The organism is Pseudomonas chlororaphis subsp. piscium, from assembly GCF_003850345.1.
Lineage (GTDB): Bacteria > Pseudomonadota > Gammaproteobacteria > Pseudomonadales > Pseudomonadaceae > Aquipseudomonas > Aquipseudomonas piscium.
Genome location: NZ_CP027707.1, coordinates 2,564,773 through 2,579,650 on the forward strand (window position 1 = coordinate 2,564,773; position 14,878 = coordinate 2,579,650).

Below are 14,878 nucleotides of genomic sequence, written 5' to 3' on the forward strand. Positions count from 1 at the left end.
AGGACCTCAGGTCCTCGGTGATCGCAAGGGAGGGTGAGCTAGCGGCTCACTCTTTGACGCTCATGAACTCTTTGGCCCAGACGATGTAGTCCTCAGGCTGGGTGTAGGTATGAGCCAGCTCGGTGGCGCTGAGGTCCGAGGCCTGGGTGAAGATCTGCCGCTGTTCGCGCAGGCAATCGTAGGTGGCCTTGATCGCCGCGAAGTACGCCGCATGGCCGTCGACGATGATCTTCGCACCCAGTTGCGCCAGGCGCGCATCGTCGCGCAGCGCCGGGTTGCCATAGGTCACCAGCATCAAGGGCACCGACAGATGCTCGGAGATCTGCTCCAGTTGCTCGAAATCCTTGACCCCGACCATGCAGATGCCGTCGGCGCCAGCGCGCTCGTATTGCTGGGTGCGGCTGATGATTTCCTGGATCGGCAGGATCGCCGCGTTGGTCCGGGCGATGATCGCCAGTTCCGGGTCGACCCGGGCTTCCAGGGCCGCGCGGATCTTGCCCACGCCTTCGGCGACCGAGATCAGGTCGGTGGACTTGCGCCCGAACTGGGCCGGCAGCAGGGTGTCTTCGATGGTCAGGGCGGCGACGCCGGCGCGCTCCAGTTCGACCACGGTGCGCATCACGTTGAGGGCGTTGCCGTAGCCGTGGTCGGCGTCGGCGATCACCGGCAGCTGGGCGACGCGGCCGATGCGGGTGGCCTGCTCGGCGAATTCGCTCAGGGTGATCAGGGCGAAGTCAGGCGCGGCCAGCACCTGCAGCGAAGCGACGGAGCCGCCGAGAATGCCCACTTCGAACCCCAGGTCGGCGGCGATCCGCGCCGACATCGGGTCGAATACGGAGGCGGTGTGAAAGCAGGAGTCTGAAGCGATCAACTCGCGAAAACTACGGCGTAAATCTTGATGAGACAGCCTGGACATACGAACTCCCGGAAGGAGGTAAAAGAGATGCCGACGATAGCGTCGAGTCAAAAATGCAATCGGTCGTCCAGCGAGCCTGTGTAGAAGGTTCGCTGCGAAAACCTGGGCAGATGAAGACGAAGCAAGCAGGTATGAAACGGCGGGTGACGCCGCACCGGATGGAAAAAACCAGGCGGGCGCTCTTGTTATGGCCGGGATGAAGGCTATCACGCCGCCGCGGCGAAAATGATGACGAATTCGTATGGGCCCATGCCAGAACGGCATAGGCCATGCCGGTTGTCATGGGCGCCAAGGCAGGTCGATCATGCCGAATAAGAGGGTTCGCTCATCACTGGCGTTTATGGGGGCGTCGACCGGTAGCAGCGAAAACGAGCGTGCGCAGCATTAGTTGCAGCGCCACGAACCACGGGAAAGGCTCAATAAAATGTCAGAATTTGAGTCCGGGTCTGGACCTTTTCCCCTGATGCGCAATCATTAGAGCGTGGATACCCAAAGGAGAGACGCATGTTCATTCGGTCATTGACCCTCGCAACGCTGCTCGCTGTCGTCGGCCCCGCAATGGCGGCCGACAACGAAGGCCCTCTGGCCCAGGATCAGGGCAAGGCGCGCCCACTGATCGTCATCGCTCCCAGCACCGTGGACCCGACGCTGGTGGCATTGAAGAAGTCCCTCGACGAGCCGGCCAACCGCCAGGCCTTCAGCGAACGCAACATGGTGCTCTACACGGTGATCAACACCATCGGCCAACGCGACGGCAAGGACCTGGACCCACAATCGACCATGGCGTTGATCCGTAGCCTGAAGCTCGGCGCCGGGGCGCAGACCAAGGTGATCCTGGTGGGCAAGGACGGCGAGAAGAAGCTCGAGCATTCCGGGGCCATCGAACTCAAGGAAGTCTTCAGCACCATCGACCAACTGCCGGCCGCGGAGAAGGAAGCCATTGCGCCGACCTTAGCGCCGGTCTCGGAAGTCAAGGCAGCCCACGCCGGCAAAGCCGCCAAATCGGGCAAGCCTGCGGCGCCACCGAAACCGCTGGACGACTGAGTCTGGCCATCACCCTTTCCTGATAGCCCATCGCGAGCAAGCTCGCTCCTGCAGAAACATACATGCCCCTGTAGGAGCGAGCTTGTTCGCGATAACGTTCTAACTCACCTCGCCTGACCATCAGGCATCGGTCACGACAGTGCCAGCATTTCTGCCTCTTTTGCTGCATCGCCATCGCCTTCAGTGCCTTGCAGCGTCCGGCTGATCCCGCGCACGATCATTTCCACTTCGCGTTCGTCGATGATCAGCGGTGGCAGCAGGCGGATGGTGGTGCCCCGGGTCACGTTGATCAGCAACCCGTGATCCTGTGCTGCCCGTAGCGCCAGTTCGCGCTGAGGCTTTTTCAGCTCGATGCCGATCATCAACCCCAGGCCGCGCACTTGCAGGACCTGCGGGTGATCGGCCAGCTCCACTCGCAAGCGTTGCAGCAGGTGTTCGCCCTGGCGCCTGGCGTTGGCCAGCAGGTCTTGTTCCTCGATGATCTCCAGCACGGTGCAGGCCACCCGGCAGGCCAGCGGGTTGCCGCCGAAGGTGCTGCCGTGGCTGCCAGGGGTGAACAGTTGAGCGGCCTTGCCCCGGGCCAGACAGGCGCCGATGGGGATGCCGTTGCCTAGGCCCTTGGCCAGGGTCATCACGTCCGGGATTACGCCGTCGTGCTGGCAGGCGAACCACTGGCCGGTGCGGCCGATGCCGGTCTGGATCTCGTCGAGCATCAGCAGCCAGTTGCGCCGGCTGCACAGCTCGCGCACGGCTTTCAGGTAGCCGGGCGGGGCCAGGCGGATACCGCTTTCACCCTGGATCGGCTCCATCAGCACCGCGGCGATACGCGGGCCGTGGGCCTGCGCGGCTTGCTCCAGGGCGGCCAGGTCGCCGAAGGGCAGCTTGAGATAATCCCCCGGCAACGAGTTGAGGCCCAGGCGCACCGCCGGCCCGTCGCTGGCCGCCAGGGTGCCCAGGGTGCGGCCGTGGAAGGCGTTCTCCATGACAATCACCAGCGGCCGCTCGATGCCTTTGTGCCAGCCGTGCAGCCGCGCCAGCTTCAGTGCGGTCTCGTTGGCTTCGGCGCCGGAGTTGTTGAAGAACGCCCGGTCCATGCCGGCCAGGCGGGTCAGCCGCTGTGCCAAGCGCTGTTGCCAGTCGATGCCGTAGAGGTTGGAGGTGTGCAACAGCAGGCCGGCCTGTTCGCTGATGGCGCTGACCAGCCTGGGGTGGGAGTGACCGACGCCCGTCACCGCCACACCGGCCACCGCGTCCAGGTACTCGCGGCCGGCCTGGTCCCAGAGGCGGGTGCCCAGGCCGCGGGTGAAGCTCAGGGGCAGTGGTTGATAGGTGCTCATCAGGCAGGTGGCGGTCATGACGGGTCGCTCCATCTAGTGTGGTGTGCAGGCAGTATCGTTAGCCACCTGAGCTAGATAAACTCGTCAATTCTTTAATCATCTTAAAGCCAGGGTTGATAATGGATCTGTTCCAGGCGATGACGGTGTATGTGAAGGTGGTGGAGGCGGGGAACATGACCGCCGCCGCCCGTGAGTGCGGCCTGTCCACCACTATGGTCGGCAATCACCTGCGGGCCCTGGAGCAGCGCCTCGGGGTCAGCCTGCTCAGCCGCACCACAAGGCGCCAGCGCCTGACCGAGTTCGGCGCCGAGTATTACCAGCGTTGCCTGGCGGTGCTGGGGCTGGTGGCGGACTCCGAGCGCCTGGCGGAACAGGTCCAGGGCGAGCCGTCCGGCACCCTGCGCATCACCGCGCCGCTGACCTTCGGCACCGAGCGCCTGGCGCCGGCCCTGAGCGAGTTCCAGCAGCGCTGCCCGCAGGTCAAGGTGGAACTGACGCTGGCCAACCAGCGCTTCGACTTGATCGACGGTGCCTTCGACGTGGCCTTTCGCCTGGGCAACCTGGACACCTCGTCGCTGATCGCCCGGCCCCTGGAGGACTACACCCTGACCATCTGCGCGGCGCCGGACTATCTGCAGCGCTGCGGCACACCGCAAGTCCCGGAGGACCTGCAGCACCACAACTGCCTGGCGTTCGCCTATCCGGCCGGCGACGAGTGGAGTTCCACCGCTACCCAATGGCCGTTGCGCGGGCCCGAGGGGGACGTGCTGATCCCGGTGTCCGGTTCGCTGCTGACCAACACCTCGTCCGGCCTGCACCGCGCGGCGCGGGGTGGCCTGGGGGTGGTGATGATGCCCGATGCCCTGGTGGAAGAAGACCTGCAACAGGGGCGGCTGGTGCCGGTGCTGCAGGACTATCAATTGCCCCTGCGGGCAATGCATCTGCTGTATGCCCAGGACCGCTACCGCCTGCCCAAGCTGCGCAGCTTCGTCGAGTTCGCTTTGGAGAAGTGGGGGCGCTAGCTGGCGCCAGGGCTGTAGGAGCCGGCTTGCCGACGATGGCGGTTGTGAGGACGCCATCGCGAGCAAGCTTCGCTCCTACGGGGGATCGCGGATGGCTTCTGTAGGAGCCAGGCTTGCCGGCGATGGCGATCTCAAGGATGCCATCGCAAGCAAGCCTGGCCAGCGGGGCTAGGACGGCACCGCTGTGCACAACTCCACCAGCAGGCCGTCGGGGCAGCGCACATAGGATACCGTCTGCCCCCAGGGTTTTTCACTGGGCGCGCTGAGTTCACTGGCGCCGGCGTCCAGCGCCCGTTGGTGGGCGGCGTGTACGTCTGCGCAGACCAGGCCGATTTCCATGCCCAGCGGCCTGGCTGAACTGTGGGCCTCGACGTGGCCGCCGCTGAAGTTCATCTCGCCCAGTTCATGGGCGGCGAAGGCCAGGGCGGTGGCGCCGGTTTCCAGCTCGCCATAGGTGCCGGACTCATGGAGAAAGCGGGTGGGCAGGCCGAAGGCGCGATTGAAGAAAGCCAGTGAGGCGCTGACATCCGGGACATAGAAAATGCAGTAGGCGAATTTCATGCTTGAGCGATCCTTGTTCATTAAAACCGGAGGGCCACGAAGGCCGGTTTATGTGTCGCCCTGACACCAGCTCGGGCGTGCGCCAGAGTAGGAGTGCCCGGTCGGTTTCAGTACTTCAGGGTCGTTGTCGTCGAAGCAGCCCAGCAGCAGGGCGACGGTGGGTTCATCGTCGATCGCGCCCAATGAGCTGCCGCAGTGGGGGCAGAACGCGCGGCTGGAGTAGTCGGACGAGCGAAAGGTCGCCGGCACGCCGCTCCAGGTCACCCGTTCCCGGGGGAACTCGACCCAGGCCGCGCTGAGCGCGCCGGTGTGCCGCTGGCACAGCTTGCATGAACAGTAGTGCGGATTGTGCGCCGGCCCCAGGGCCTGGAACCGGACCTGCCCGCACAGGCAGCCGCCGCTGTAAACCAATGGATTCATTGCCTGCTCCTTGAGCATTCAGGGTGCCGCGCAAGAGTACTACCCGATTCCAGGGGGCGATGATTTTCAATGGTTACAGATCGCTACCAGGCAGGGCATGGGCGCCAGGCTTGCCGGCGATGGCGGTCGTGAGGGCGCCATCGCGAGCAAGCTTCGCTCCTACAGAAGCGGGGAGTACGGGGGCTCAACGCAACCGTTCGAGCATCTGGTAGTACCACATGCCTGCCGCCAGCATCGGGTTGCCCAGCTGGTCGCCGAAGGGCACGCGGATGTGCTGGCAGGCGGCGAAGGTGTCGTAGTGCTCGAGGTGCCCGGTGATGGCCTGGGCCATGATCTCGCCCATGATGTGGCTGGTGGCGATGCCATGGCCGGAGTAGCCCTGGCAGTACCAGACGTTGTCCGAGAGTTTGCCCAGCTGCGGTATGCGGTTGATCACGATGCCCATGGCGCAGCTCCACTGGAAGTCGATGGCCACGCCCTTGAGCGCCGGGAAGGTGCGTTCGATGCACGGGCGCAGTTCGCCGGCGATGTCCCGCGAGTCCTTGCCGCTGTAGTTGGCGCCGCCGCCGAACAGCAGGCGGCCGTCGGCGGTCATGCGGTAATAGTCGAGCACGAAGCGGCAGTCGTAGACCGCCAGGTCCTGGGGGTTGAGGCGCTTGGCCAGGTCGCCCAGGGGCGCGGTGGTGACGATGCCGCCCATGGCCGGGAAGATCTTGCCCTTGAGCTGTTTCGGTTCCAGCTTGTGGTACACGTCGCCGGCCAGCAGCACCTGTTTGGCGTCGATGCGGCCGTGTGCAGTGATCACCGCCGGGCGTTCGCCGTGGACAATCTGCAGCACCTCGCTGTGCTCGAAGATCAGCGCGCCGAGGCTCTCGGCGGCGCGGGCTTCGCCGATGCACAGGTTCAGCGGGTGCAGGTGCAGGTTGCGGGAGTTCTTGATCGCGCCGTGGTACAGCGGGCTGTCCAGCACCTCGCGCACTTGTTGCCGGTCCAGCAGGCTGACCTCGTCGCCCATGCCGCGGCGCACCGCTTCCTCGTAGTCGGCGCGCAGGCCGGAGAGGTGGCTGGGCTTGTAGGCGGCGTGCAGGTGGCCGTGCTTGAGGTCGCAGGCGATGGCGTATTTGTCCACGCGCCGGCGGATGATCTGGTGCCCGCGCCAGCGCAGTTGCCAGATGAAATCGTCGACTTCGTCGCCCAGGGTACGGCGCATCTGCTTGCGCATGGCCTCGTCGCCGGACAGGCTGCCGGTGACCTGGCCGCCGTTGCGCCCGGTGGCGCCCCAGCCGATCTTGTGGCTTTCGACCAGGGCCACTTTCAGGCCTTTTTCCGCCAGTTCCACGGCGCTGGCGACGCCGGTGAAACCGCCGCCGATGATCACCACGTCGACGCTCACCTGGCCTTGCAGGGGCGGGTAGGCGGTTTCGCTGTTCAGGGTGGCGCTGTAGTAGGAAGGGCAGCGTTCGGCTGCCGGTGTTACCGGGTTGAATGCGGCTGTCATGGACTGTTCTCGAATGCTGGGAGGGGGCCGGGCCGGCGCCTTGACGACGGCCAGCGCGTCACGCCTGGGTCAGGTACCAGCGCCAGTCCTGCTCGCCGACTTCGGCCATGAACTGGCGGTATTCGGCGCGCTTGACCGCCAGGTAGACCCCGAGGAATTCGCTGCCCAGGGCGTCGCGGGCCCAGCTGGAGTTCTCCAGGGCGGTCAGCGAGGTCAGCCAGTCGGTGGGCAGCAGTTCAGTGGCCTGGGCATAGCCGTTGCCTTGTACCGGGTCGCCCGGATCGAGTTGTTCGCGCAGGCCGCGATGGATCCCGGCGAGGATCGCAGCCGCCGCCAGGTAGGGGTTGGCGTCGGCGCCGCAGATGCGGTGCTCGATATGCCGGCTGTTGGCCGGGCCGCCCGGCACCCGCAGGCTCACGGTGCGGTTGTCGACGCCCCAGGTCGGCGCCAGCGGCGCGTAGCTGTTGGCCTGGAAGCGGCGGTAGGAGTTGGCGTTGGGGCAGAACAGCAGCAGCGAGTCGAGCAGGGAGGCGAGCATGCCACCCACCGCCTGGCGTAGCAGCGGGGTGCCGGCCGGGTCTTCGGCGGCGAACAGGTTGTGGCCCTCGGCATCGGCGAGGCTCACGTGCATGTGCATGCCGGTGCCCGCCAGGTCATCGAAGGGCTTGGCCATGAAGGTCGCCTGCATCCCGTGCTTGTGGGCCACTGCCTTGACCAGGCGCTTGTAGCGCACCGCCTGGTCCATGGCTTCCAGGGCATCACCGTGCTCCAGGGTGATTTCCACCTGGCCCGGGGCGTACTCGGAAATCGCCGTGCGCGCCGGAATGCCTTGCAGCTTGCAGGCGGCGTAGAGGTCGGCGAGGAAGGGTTCGATCTGCTCCAGCTCGCGCAGGCCATAGACCTGGGTGTGCCGCGGTCGACCACCGTCGGCGTCCAGCGCCGGTTGCGGGCGGCCGTTGCCGTCGCGCTTGGCGTCCAGCAGGTAGAACTCCAGCTCGCAGGCCATCACCGGGTGATAACCCTCGGCCTTGAGCTGGTCGATGATCTTGATCAGCAGGTGGCGCGGGTCGGCGATGCTGGCCGGCAGGCCTTCCTGCGGGTGCATGCTGACCTGCACCGCGGCGGTGGGGATCTGCCGCCACGGCAGGCGCACCAGGCTGCCGGCCAGGGGGTAGGCACGGCAGTCGATATCACCGACGTCCCAGACCAGCCCGGAGTTTTCCACGTCGTCGCCCTGCAGGGTCAGGCCGAGGATGGTGCTGGGCAGCGGCCGGCCGCTTTCATAGACCGCCAGCAGTTCTTCTCGATGCAGCAGCTTGCCGCGCGGCACGCCGTTGGCGTCGAGGATGAACAGCTCGATCATGTCGATATCGGGGTTGGCGGCCAGGAAGCTACGGGCCTCGTCAAGGGCTGCAAATTTCATGATGCTCTCGCTTGCGCCATGGCGGCGCGCAGGTTCGGTTCATGCAGCGGCGCCGGCATGGCCCGGTTGCAATGGCAGATATCAAGGCGGCAAGGCTCGACGCGCGAAGGTGCGCGTTCAGAGCGAAAGCGAGAGATCCGGAGGGCGCGAGGAATGACGCAGGCGGGAGCGGCACAGGGCCATGGGCAGGTTGACCAGCAGTTTCATCGCTGGACCCCGGGGTTGCCGTGGAGATCGTCGTGAGTGCGTTGCGTTGTTTCCGTTCCAACGCCGATGCCGAGGCGGCTGCACGGGGCAGCAGCGCATGTCTGGCAGGGTGGGCGGCAACACAAGGCGTTCATCGGCCGGCGGATCTCGTCAAGAATTCACGGACATTTCGTGCAAGTGAGGCTCACCGTTTTACCGGGACTGGTCCTCGCTGCCAAGGGGCGCGTCACAAAATATTTAACACCGCCCCCGGCCGTACAGCGGGAAAAGTCCTCAGTAAACCCAGGGCACCAGGCGCCAGGTGTAGGCGCAGTAAAGGTCGTATTGCTTGCCGAACTCTTTGCGCAGCAAGGCTTCTTCGGCGTGGATGCGGGCGATCAGCGGGATCAGCATCAAGGCGGTCAGCAGCAGGCCGACCCCGGAGCGAAAGGCCAGGGCCCAGCCCACGCAATTGATCAGCAGCCCCAGGTAACTCGGGTTGCGCAGGGTGCCGTAGATGCCGGTGGTCACCAGTTGGTGGCCGGGCTGGATCGCCACCAGGCCACTGAAGCGATTGCCCAGCACGAACACCGGCCACAGCCGCAAGATGCCGCCGGCGATAAAGAACACCACACCGAACCAGCGCGTGTCGGTGCCACCCAAGGTCCAGAAATTCAGGCGGTCGGTGTAGGCGGGGAGAAAGGCCAGCAACAGCCCGAGGATGCCGAAGGCGACGAGGACCCAGCGGTTTTCCCGGTCTTCCTGTTTGCCGGGGCTCAGGTTGCCTTCGCTGAACTGGGCCACGCCGGCCATGGCCAGCAGGGACAGGGCGATGACCCACAGCGCCGGGTGGGAGAAGAACGCCACCAGCCCGCCCATGCCGAGGATGGCCAGGCCGAGGTAGACAAGGGTGGCGACCAGGCTGAGCGCTGCGAGTTTGGGAGAGTTACGCATGGTGGCCCCTCACGAATGCCGAGGTGTATGCATTCAGTGTAGGTCCATCGCCAGTACATCCCGTGCCGCCTGCTGCACCGATGTTGCGGTATCTCCAGCCTCTGTAGGAGCGAGGCTTGCCCGCGAAGCGGTGTGCCTGCTGTACCGCGTCGCCTGGATCGCCGGCAAGCCTGGCTCCTACAGAAGCCGAAGCGAGGTGGCCATCGGCGTGAAGTATCCCGGGCCCCTACGGATGCAGGGGCGGCTTGTCGGCCAGTTGGGCCACCAGGAACTCGATAAAGGCCCGGGTCTTCTGCGGCACGCGCCGGGCGGACGGGTACACCGCGTGGATGCTGATCGGCGGTGCCTGCCATTCGCACAGCACCGGCACCAGGCGGCCGGCGGCCAGGGCGTCGGCGACGATGAAGTCGGGCAGCAGGGCGATGCCCATGCCAGCCTCGGCGGCCTGGGCCAGCAGGTCGCCGTTGTTGGCGTGCAGCGGGCCTGTGACGTGGACGCGCTGGGTGTCCTTGCCGTTGCTCAACTGCAGGCTGACCCCGCTTTGCAGGTAGCCATAGTTCAGGCACTGGTGGGCGGTCAGGTCGCGGGGCGTCTGCGGGATGCCGGCGCGCTTCAGGTAGTCCGGCGAGGCCACCATGATCCGCGGCGCCGGGGCCAGCAGCTTGGCGACCATCGAGGAGTCGGCCAGGCTGGCGATGCGGATGGTCACGTCGAAACCGCCGCGCACCGGGTCCACCTGCTGGTCGCTGAGCACAAGCTGCAATTCGATGTTCGGGTGCTGCTCATGGAACAGCGGCACCAGCGGCCCGAGGCGACGCAGGCCGAAGGACATCGGCGCGTTGACCCGCAGCACCCCGCGCAATTCGCCGATACCGTCCCGCGCCCGTTGTTCGGCCTCGTCCACGGCGGCCAGGACTTCCCGCGCCGACTCGTAGTACTCGGCGCCGGCTTCGGTCAGGTGCAGGCTGCGGGTGGTGCGGTGCAGCAACTGCACGCCGATGGCTTCCTCCAGCGCCTGGATCTGTTTGCTGACTTTCGAGCGCGGCACGTCCATGGCCCGGGCCGCGGCGGCGAAGCCGTTGGCATCGACCGTGACGACAAACGCGCGCATGCATTCGATGCGATCCATGATTGTTCCTGTTTTGGAATCAATAAATCTCGATTTTATGGAATTGTCCCCTTTTGATCCAGCTCCTAAATTAGCCACCAAGCCGGCAGCAAAGCCTCCCCAGCGGAACCCGCGCCGAGCCCCCGAATTGTGCAAATCAACGCTTGAACCCACTCGACAGCAAAAGGAACGCGCCATGTCTATCCGTGAACTGCTCAACCCAAGCAACTCCGCCCTGATCCTGATCGACCACCAGCCCCAGATGTCCTTCGGCGTGCAGTCGATCGACCGCCAGACCCTGAAGAACAACACCGTGGGCCTGGCCAAGGCGGCGAAGATCTTCAACGTGCCGACCATCTTCACCTCGGTGGAAACCGAGAGCTTCAGCGGCTACATCTGGCCGGAACTGCTCAGCGTGTTCCCCGATCACCAGCCGATCGAGCGCACCTCGATGAACTCCTGGGAAGACAAGAAACTGGTGGAAGCGGTGAAGGCCACCGGGCGCAAGAAGCTGATCATGGCCGCGCTGTGGACCGAGGTCTGCCTGAACTTCCCGGCCCTGGAAGCCCTGGCCGAAGGCTATGAGGTGTACATCGTCACCGACGCTTCCGGTGGTACCACCCAGGAAGCCCATGACATGTCGGTGCAGCGCATGATCCAGGCCGGCGCCGTTCCTGTGACCTGGCAGCAAGTGCTGCTCGAGTTCCAGCGCGACTGGGCGCACAAGGAAACCTACGACGCGGTGATGGACCTGGTGCGCGAGCACAGCGGCGCCTACGGCATGGGCGTGGACTATGCCTACACCATGGTGCACAAGGCCCCGCAACGTCAGGTCAAGTAAGTCCCTCGCCAGCGGGCGCCACAGCGGCGCCCGCTGGATCCTTTCTTCTAATTCGGCGGCCAGGAGTCTGTGATGAACCTCGAACTTTCCGACGGCGTGGTCACCCTGCTGGTGCGGCACCGAGTCAAGGCGGGCCAGGACCAGGCGTACGAAGCCTGGTTGCGCCGGATCATCGGCACCGCCCGCAGCTACCCCGGGCACCTGGGGATCGATGTGGTGCGCGGCCATAGCGACGGCCTGGCACTGTTCACCAGCGTGCTGCGCTTTGCCAGCACCGAGCAGTTGCAGCACTGGCTCGATTCCGCCGACCGCCGCAACCTGGTGGCAGAGGCCCAACCCATGCTCGCCGACGGCGACCGGACCGAGATCAACGCCGACCGCGAATTCTGGTTCACCCCCAATGAAGCCGGGACCGCCACACCGCCTCCGCGCTGGAAGCAGGCGTGCGTGACCTTCCTGGTGATCCTGCCGCTGAGCTTCCTGGTACCGGCCCTGTGGCAACCGCTGTTCGCCTGGTTGCCATGGTTCGCTGGCTACATTCCGGCCAACGTGCTGATCACCTTGAGCATCGTGCTGCTGGTGGTCTATGTCTTCATGCCCTGGGTGACCCGCCTGTTCAGTCGCTGGCTGCAACCACGAACCCTTGCATGAGTGGCCCGAGCGGGCCTTACTTTTCGCCGACAAGGAGTACTGTCATGAGCAACGCCATTGCCGATCTGATCCTGCACAACGGCCGCCTGCACACGGTCGACCGGGCCCGGCCGACGGCCACCGCGGTCGCCATCAAGGACGGCCGGTTCATCGCCGTGGGCAACGACGCCGAGGCCATGGCCCTGCGCGGCAGCGCTACCCAGGTCATCGACCTCAAGGGCCGCACGGTGATTCCCGGCCTCAACGACTCGCACCTGCACCTGATCCGTGGCGGCCTGAACTACAACCTGGAACTGCGCTGGGAAGGCGTGCCGTCGTTGGTGGATGCGCTGCGCATGCTCAAGGACCAGGCCGAGCGCACCCCGGCGCCGCAATGGGTGCGGGTGGTGGGTGGCTGGAACGAATTCCAGTTCGCCGAAAAGCGCATGCCGACCATCGAGGAACTGAACCAGGCCGCGCCGGACACCCCGGTGTTCGTCCTGCACCTGTACGACCGCGCCTTGCTCAACCGCGCGGCGCTGCGGGTAGTGGGCTACAACCGCAACACGCCGAACCCGCCGGGCGGCGAGATCGTCCGCGATGCCAATGGCGAACCCACCGGCATGCTGGTGGCCCGGCCCAACGCGATGATCCTCTACTCGACCCTGTCCAAGGGGCCGAAGCTGCCGCTGGAATACCAGGTCAACTCGACCCGCCAGTTCATGCGCGAACTCAATCGCCTCGGCGTCACCAGCGCCATCGACGCTGGCGGTGGTTTCCAGAACTACCCGGACGATTACGAGGTGATCAACGAGCTGGCGGCCAAGCAGCAATTGACCCTGCGCATCGCCTACAACCTGTTCACCCAGAAGCCCAAGGAAGAGCTGGCGGACTTCAAGAACTGGACCAGCAAGGTCACCTATGGCCAGGGTGATGACTTCCTGCGCCACAACGGCGCCGGGGAAATGCTGGTGTTCTCGGCGGCGGACTTCGAGGACTTCCTCGAACCGCGCCCGGACCTGCCGCAGACCATGGAGCAGGAACTGGAACCGGTGGTGCGGCATCTGGTGGAGCAGCGCTGGCCGTTCCGCCTGCACGCCACCTATGACGAATCGATCTCACGCATGCTCGATGTGTTCGAGAAGGTTGACCGCGACATTCCGTTCAACGGCCTGCCGTGGTTCTTCGACCACGCCGAAACCATCAGCCCGAAGAACATCGAGCGGGTTCGCGCCCTCGGTGGCGGCATCGCGATCCAGGACCGCATGGCGTTCCAGGGCGAATACTTCGTCGATCGCTACGGCGCCAAGGCCGCCGAACAGACCCCGCCGATCAAGCGCATGCTGGCCGAAGGCGTGCCGGTGGGCGCCGGCACCGATGCCACCCGGGTCTCCAGCTACAACCCCTGGACCTCGCTGTACTGGATGGTCAGCGGCAAGACCGTCGGCGGCCTGGAGCTCTATCCCCAGGGCCTGAGTCGCGCCACTGCGCTGGAGCTGTACACCCATGGCAGCGCCTGGTTCTCCTCGGAGCAGGGTAAGAAGGGCCAGATCAAGGTCGGCCAGTTGGCGGATCTGGTGGCGCTGTCGGCGGATTATTTCAGCGTCGAGGAAGAGGCCATCAAATGGATCGAATCCTTGCTGACTGTGGTCGGCGGCAAGGTGGTGCACGCTGCCGGTGATTTCAGCAAGCTGGCGCCGCCGACCCTACCGGTGACCCCGGACTGGTCGCCGGTGGTCAAGGTGCCGGGCCACTGGCGCCCGGCCTCGCCGGTGCTCAACCAGGTGCACCAGTGCAGCGGCCCGTGCGGCGTGCATGCTCACGGTCACGAGCGGGCGCGGCTGTCCAATGTGCCGGTCAGTGACTTCCAGGGATTCTGGGGGGCTTTTGGTTGTTCGTGTTTTGCCTTTTGATCCGGTGGTGGCTGCATCGCGGGCAAGCCTCGCTCCTACAGAAGCCCCATCGTTTCTGTAGGAGCGCAGCTTGCGCGCGATAAACGATAACGCGCTTTACCAGAAACACTTTGCTATCCAAATAACCGACAAGTTTCAATAAAAAAGGGACGCTCTTATTGGGAGCGTCCCTTTTTATTTAATGGATCAGCAGTTCATCAGCGACAACGACAAGTTGTACTTAGCAGAACCGGTCAATCACCCGAACTTCCGACCTGTTCTGCAGCGCTTGCCATTCATTCTTCAGGGTATCCAGTACCCGTCCGATGAAGTCCCTGTCGGCGGCGGCCTTCTTGCCGACGTAGCCCTGGCCACGGCGGTACATTTTCAGGCGGGCCAGCAGGTCCTGGTTGTTCTTGTCGAACTCTTCTTCATGGGCGTGGGGCGACAGGCAGTCGATATGGACCTGGCCAGACTTGGCAATCCACAGGATGTGGCTGTCATGTTTGTCTTTCTGTGCCGCGAACATACGAGCCAGTTCATCAATAGTAGGTTGATTGTTCAGATTCATTTGTAAGCCCCTTGACCATTTCGATCTATCTAGTTGAGTCGCTAATTGATATCGCTACATCGGTAAGTTGAACCCTGATACCGGAAACAGGGCGACAGAGGGTGTCTGTCGGATACAGATAAGGCCCAGAGCCTGATGCGTGTAGTCGTCTTGATTAACTGCTACGCAATAGCGTCACAACGAAGAGAAGCAGCGTAAACCTGGATCAAGCTGCCGAAGTTTTCGGTTTCGGCCACAAGCATCTTGAGGAGTTTTCGCCAGCTTCCCGCCCTTTGTACTGGACGTTCATGCCAGGTCAGTTTCATCAATCTGCCTTGTGGGCAGTACACATCCGGGTTAACAGCTCGGCGGTCAGACGAGCTTGCTCATAACACCTTTGCCAAGTCTCCCGATCGGGGAGACGTCTGCATCATGCAAGGGCAAATTCGCCTCGTCAACGGTTTTGTAGTGAAAATTTTCAAGCACTACATATTGT

Annotated in this window: 14 protein-coding genes; 5 read left to right on the plus strand and 9 right to left on the minus strand. The window is 64.4% G+C overall.

Going from position 1 to position 14,878, the window contains the following annotated elements; genetic code table 11:
- Positions 1-46: 46 nt before the first annotated feature.
- Positions 47-916 carry an isocitrate lyase/PEP mutase family protein gene (locus tag C4K38_RS12010; protein ID WP_009048360.1) on the minus strand — a complete coding sequence of 290 codons (870 nt, stop codon included), beginning with the start codon at positions 914-916 and terminating at the stop codon, positions 47-49.
- A gap of 504 nt (positions 917-1,420) precedes the next feature.
- Between C4K38_RS12010 and C4K38_RS12015 the strand changes: the two genes are divergently transcribed.
- Positions 1,421-1,960, plus strand: a complete 540-nt coding sequence (locus tag C4K38_RS12015; protein ID WP_025809620.1) for a DUF4174 domain-containing protein — start codon at positions 1,421-1,423, stop codon at positions 1,958-1,960.
- A gap of 131 nt (positions 1,961-2,091) precedes the next feature.
- On the opposite strand, the gene C4K38_RS12020 is transcribed toward C4K38_RS12015, so the two are convergent.
- Positions 2,092-3,315 carry an acetylornithine transaminase gene (locus tag C4K38_RS12020; protein WP_053278522.1) on the minus strand — a complete coding sequence of 408 codons (1,224 nt, stop codon included), beginning with the start codon at positions 3,313-3,315 and terminating at the stop codon, positions 2,092-2,094.
- Positions 3,316-3,416: 101 nt separating this feature from the next.
- Here C4K38_RS12020 and C4K38_RS12025 point away from each other — a divergent pair, with 101 nt between their 5' ends.
- Positions 3,417-4,319, plus strand: a complete 903-nt coding sequence (locus C4K38_RS12025; RefSeq protein WP_053278523.1) for a LysR family transcriptional regulator — start codon at positions 3,417-3,419, stop codon at positions 4,317-4,319.
- Positions 4,320-4,487: 168 nt separating this feature from the next.
- On the opposite strand, the gene C4K38_RS12030 is transcribed toward C4K38_RS12025, so the two are convergent.
- From C4K38_RS12030 to C4K38_RS12055, 6 genes are all read right to left on the minus strand, one after another.
- Positions 4,488-4,880, minus strand: coding sequence for a VOC family protein (locus C4K38_RS12030; RefSeq protein ID WP_053278524.1), 393 nt, complete (start codon positions 4,878-4,880; stop codon positions 4,488-4,490).
- A 48-nt stretch (positions 4,881-4,928) separates the two neighbouring features.
- A complete protein-coding gene (locus C4K38_RS12035; protein WP_053278525.1) occupies positions 4,929-5,300 on the minus strand; it encodes a GFA family protein in 372 nt (123 codons plus the stop codon).
- A 184-nt stretch (positions 5,301-5,484) separates the two neighbouring features.
- A complete protein-coding gene (locus C4K38_RS12040) occupies positions 5,485-6,798 on the minus strand; it encodes an NAD(P)/FAD-dependent oxidoreductase (protein ID WP_053278526.1) in 1,314 nt (437 codons plus the stop codon).
- Positions 6,799-6,856: 58 nt separating this feature from the next.
- Positions 6,857-8,221 (minus strand): glutamine synthetase family protein, encoded by a 1,365-nt coding sequence (locus tag C4K38_RS12045; protein ID WP_053278527.1) that lies wholly within the window; start codon positions 8,219-8,221, stop codon positions 6,857-6,859.
- 480 nt (positions 8,222-8,701) lie between these two features.
- Positions 8,702-9,361 (minus strand): methyltransferase family protein, encoded by a 660-nt coding sequence (locus C4K38_RS12050; RefSeq protein ID WP_053278528.1) that lies wholly within the window; start codon positions 9,359-9,361, stop codon positions 8,702-8,704.
- Positions 9,362-9,587: 226 nt separating this feature from the next.
- On the minus strand, positions 9,588-10,490 hold the full coding sequence (locus C4K38_RS12055) for a LysR family transcriptional regulator (RefSeq protein WP_053278529.1): 903 nt from the start codon (positions 10,488-10,490) through the stop codon (positions 9,588-9,590).
- Between the two features lie 175 nt (positions 10,491-10,665).
- On the opposite strand from C4K38_RS12055, the gene C4K38_RS12060 reads away from it, so the two are divergent.
- The 3 genes from C4K38_RS12060 (at position 10,666) to C4K38_RS12070 (ending at position 13,853) form a co-directional block, all read left to right on the plus strand.
- A complete protein-coding gene (locus C4K38_RS12060; protein ID WP_016702824.1) occupies positions 10,666-11,310 on the plus strand; it encodes a hydrolase in 645 nt (214 codons plus the stop codon).
- Between the two features lie 72 nt (positions 11,311-11,382).
- The gene (locus C4K38_RS12065; RefSeq protein WP_053278530.1) at positions 11,383-11,961 is read left to right on the plus strand and encodes an antibiotic biosynthesis monooxygenase; all 579 of its coding nucleotides are present in this window, start codon (positions 11,383-11,385) and stop codon (positions 11,959-11,961) included.
- Positions 11,962-12,005: 44 nt separating this feature from the next.
- Positions 12,006-13,853, plus strand: a complete 1,848-nt coding sequence (locus tag C4K38_RS12070) for an amidohydrolase (RefSeq protein WP_053278531.1) — start codon at positions 12,006-12,008, stop codon at positions 13,851-13,853.
- Between the two features lie 220 nt (positions 13,854-14,073).
- On the opposite strand, the gene C4K38_RS12075 is transcribed toward C4K38_RS12070, so the two are convergent.
- Entirely contained in the window at positions 14,074-14,403 is a 330-nt protein-coding gene (locus C4K38_RS12075; RefSeq protein ID WP_053278532.1) for a hypothetical protein, read from the minus strand.
- Positions 14,404-14,878 lie beyond the last annotated feature (475 nt).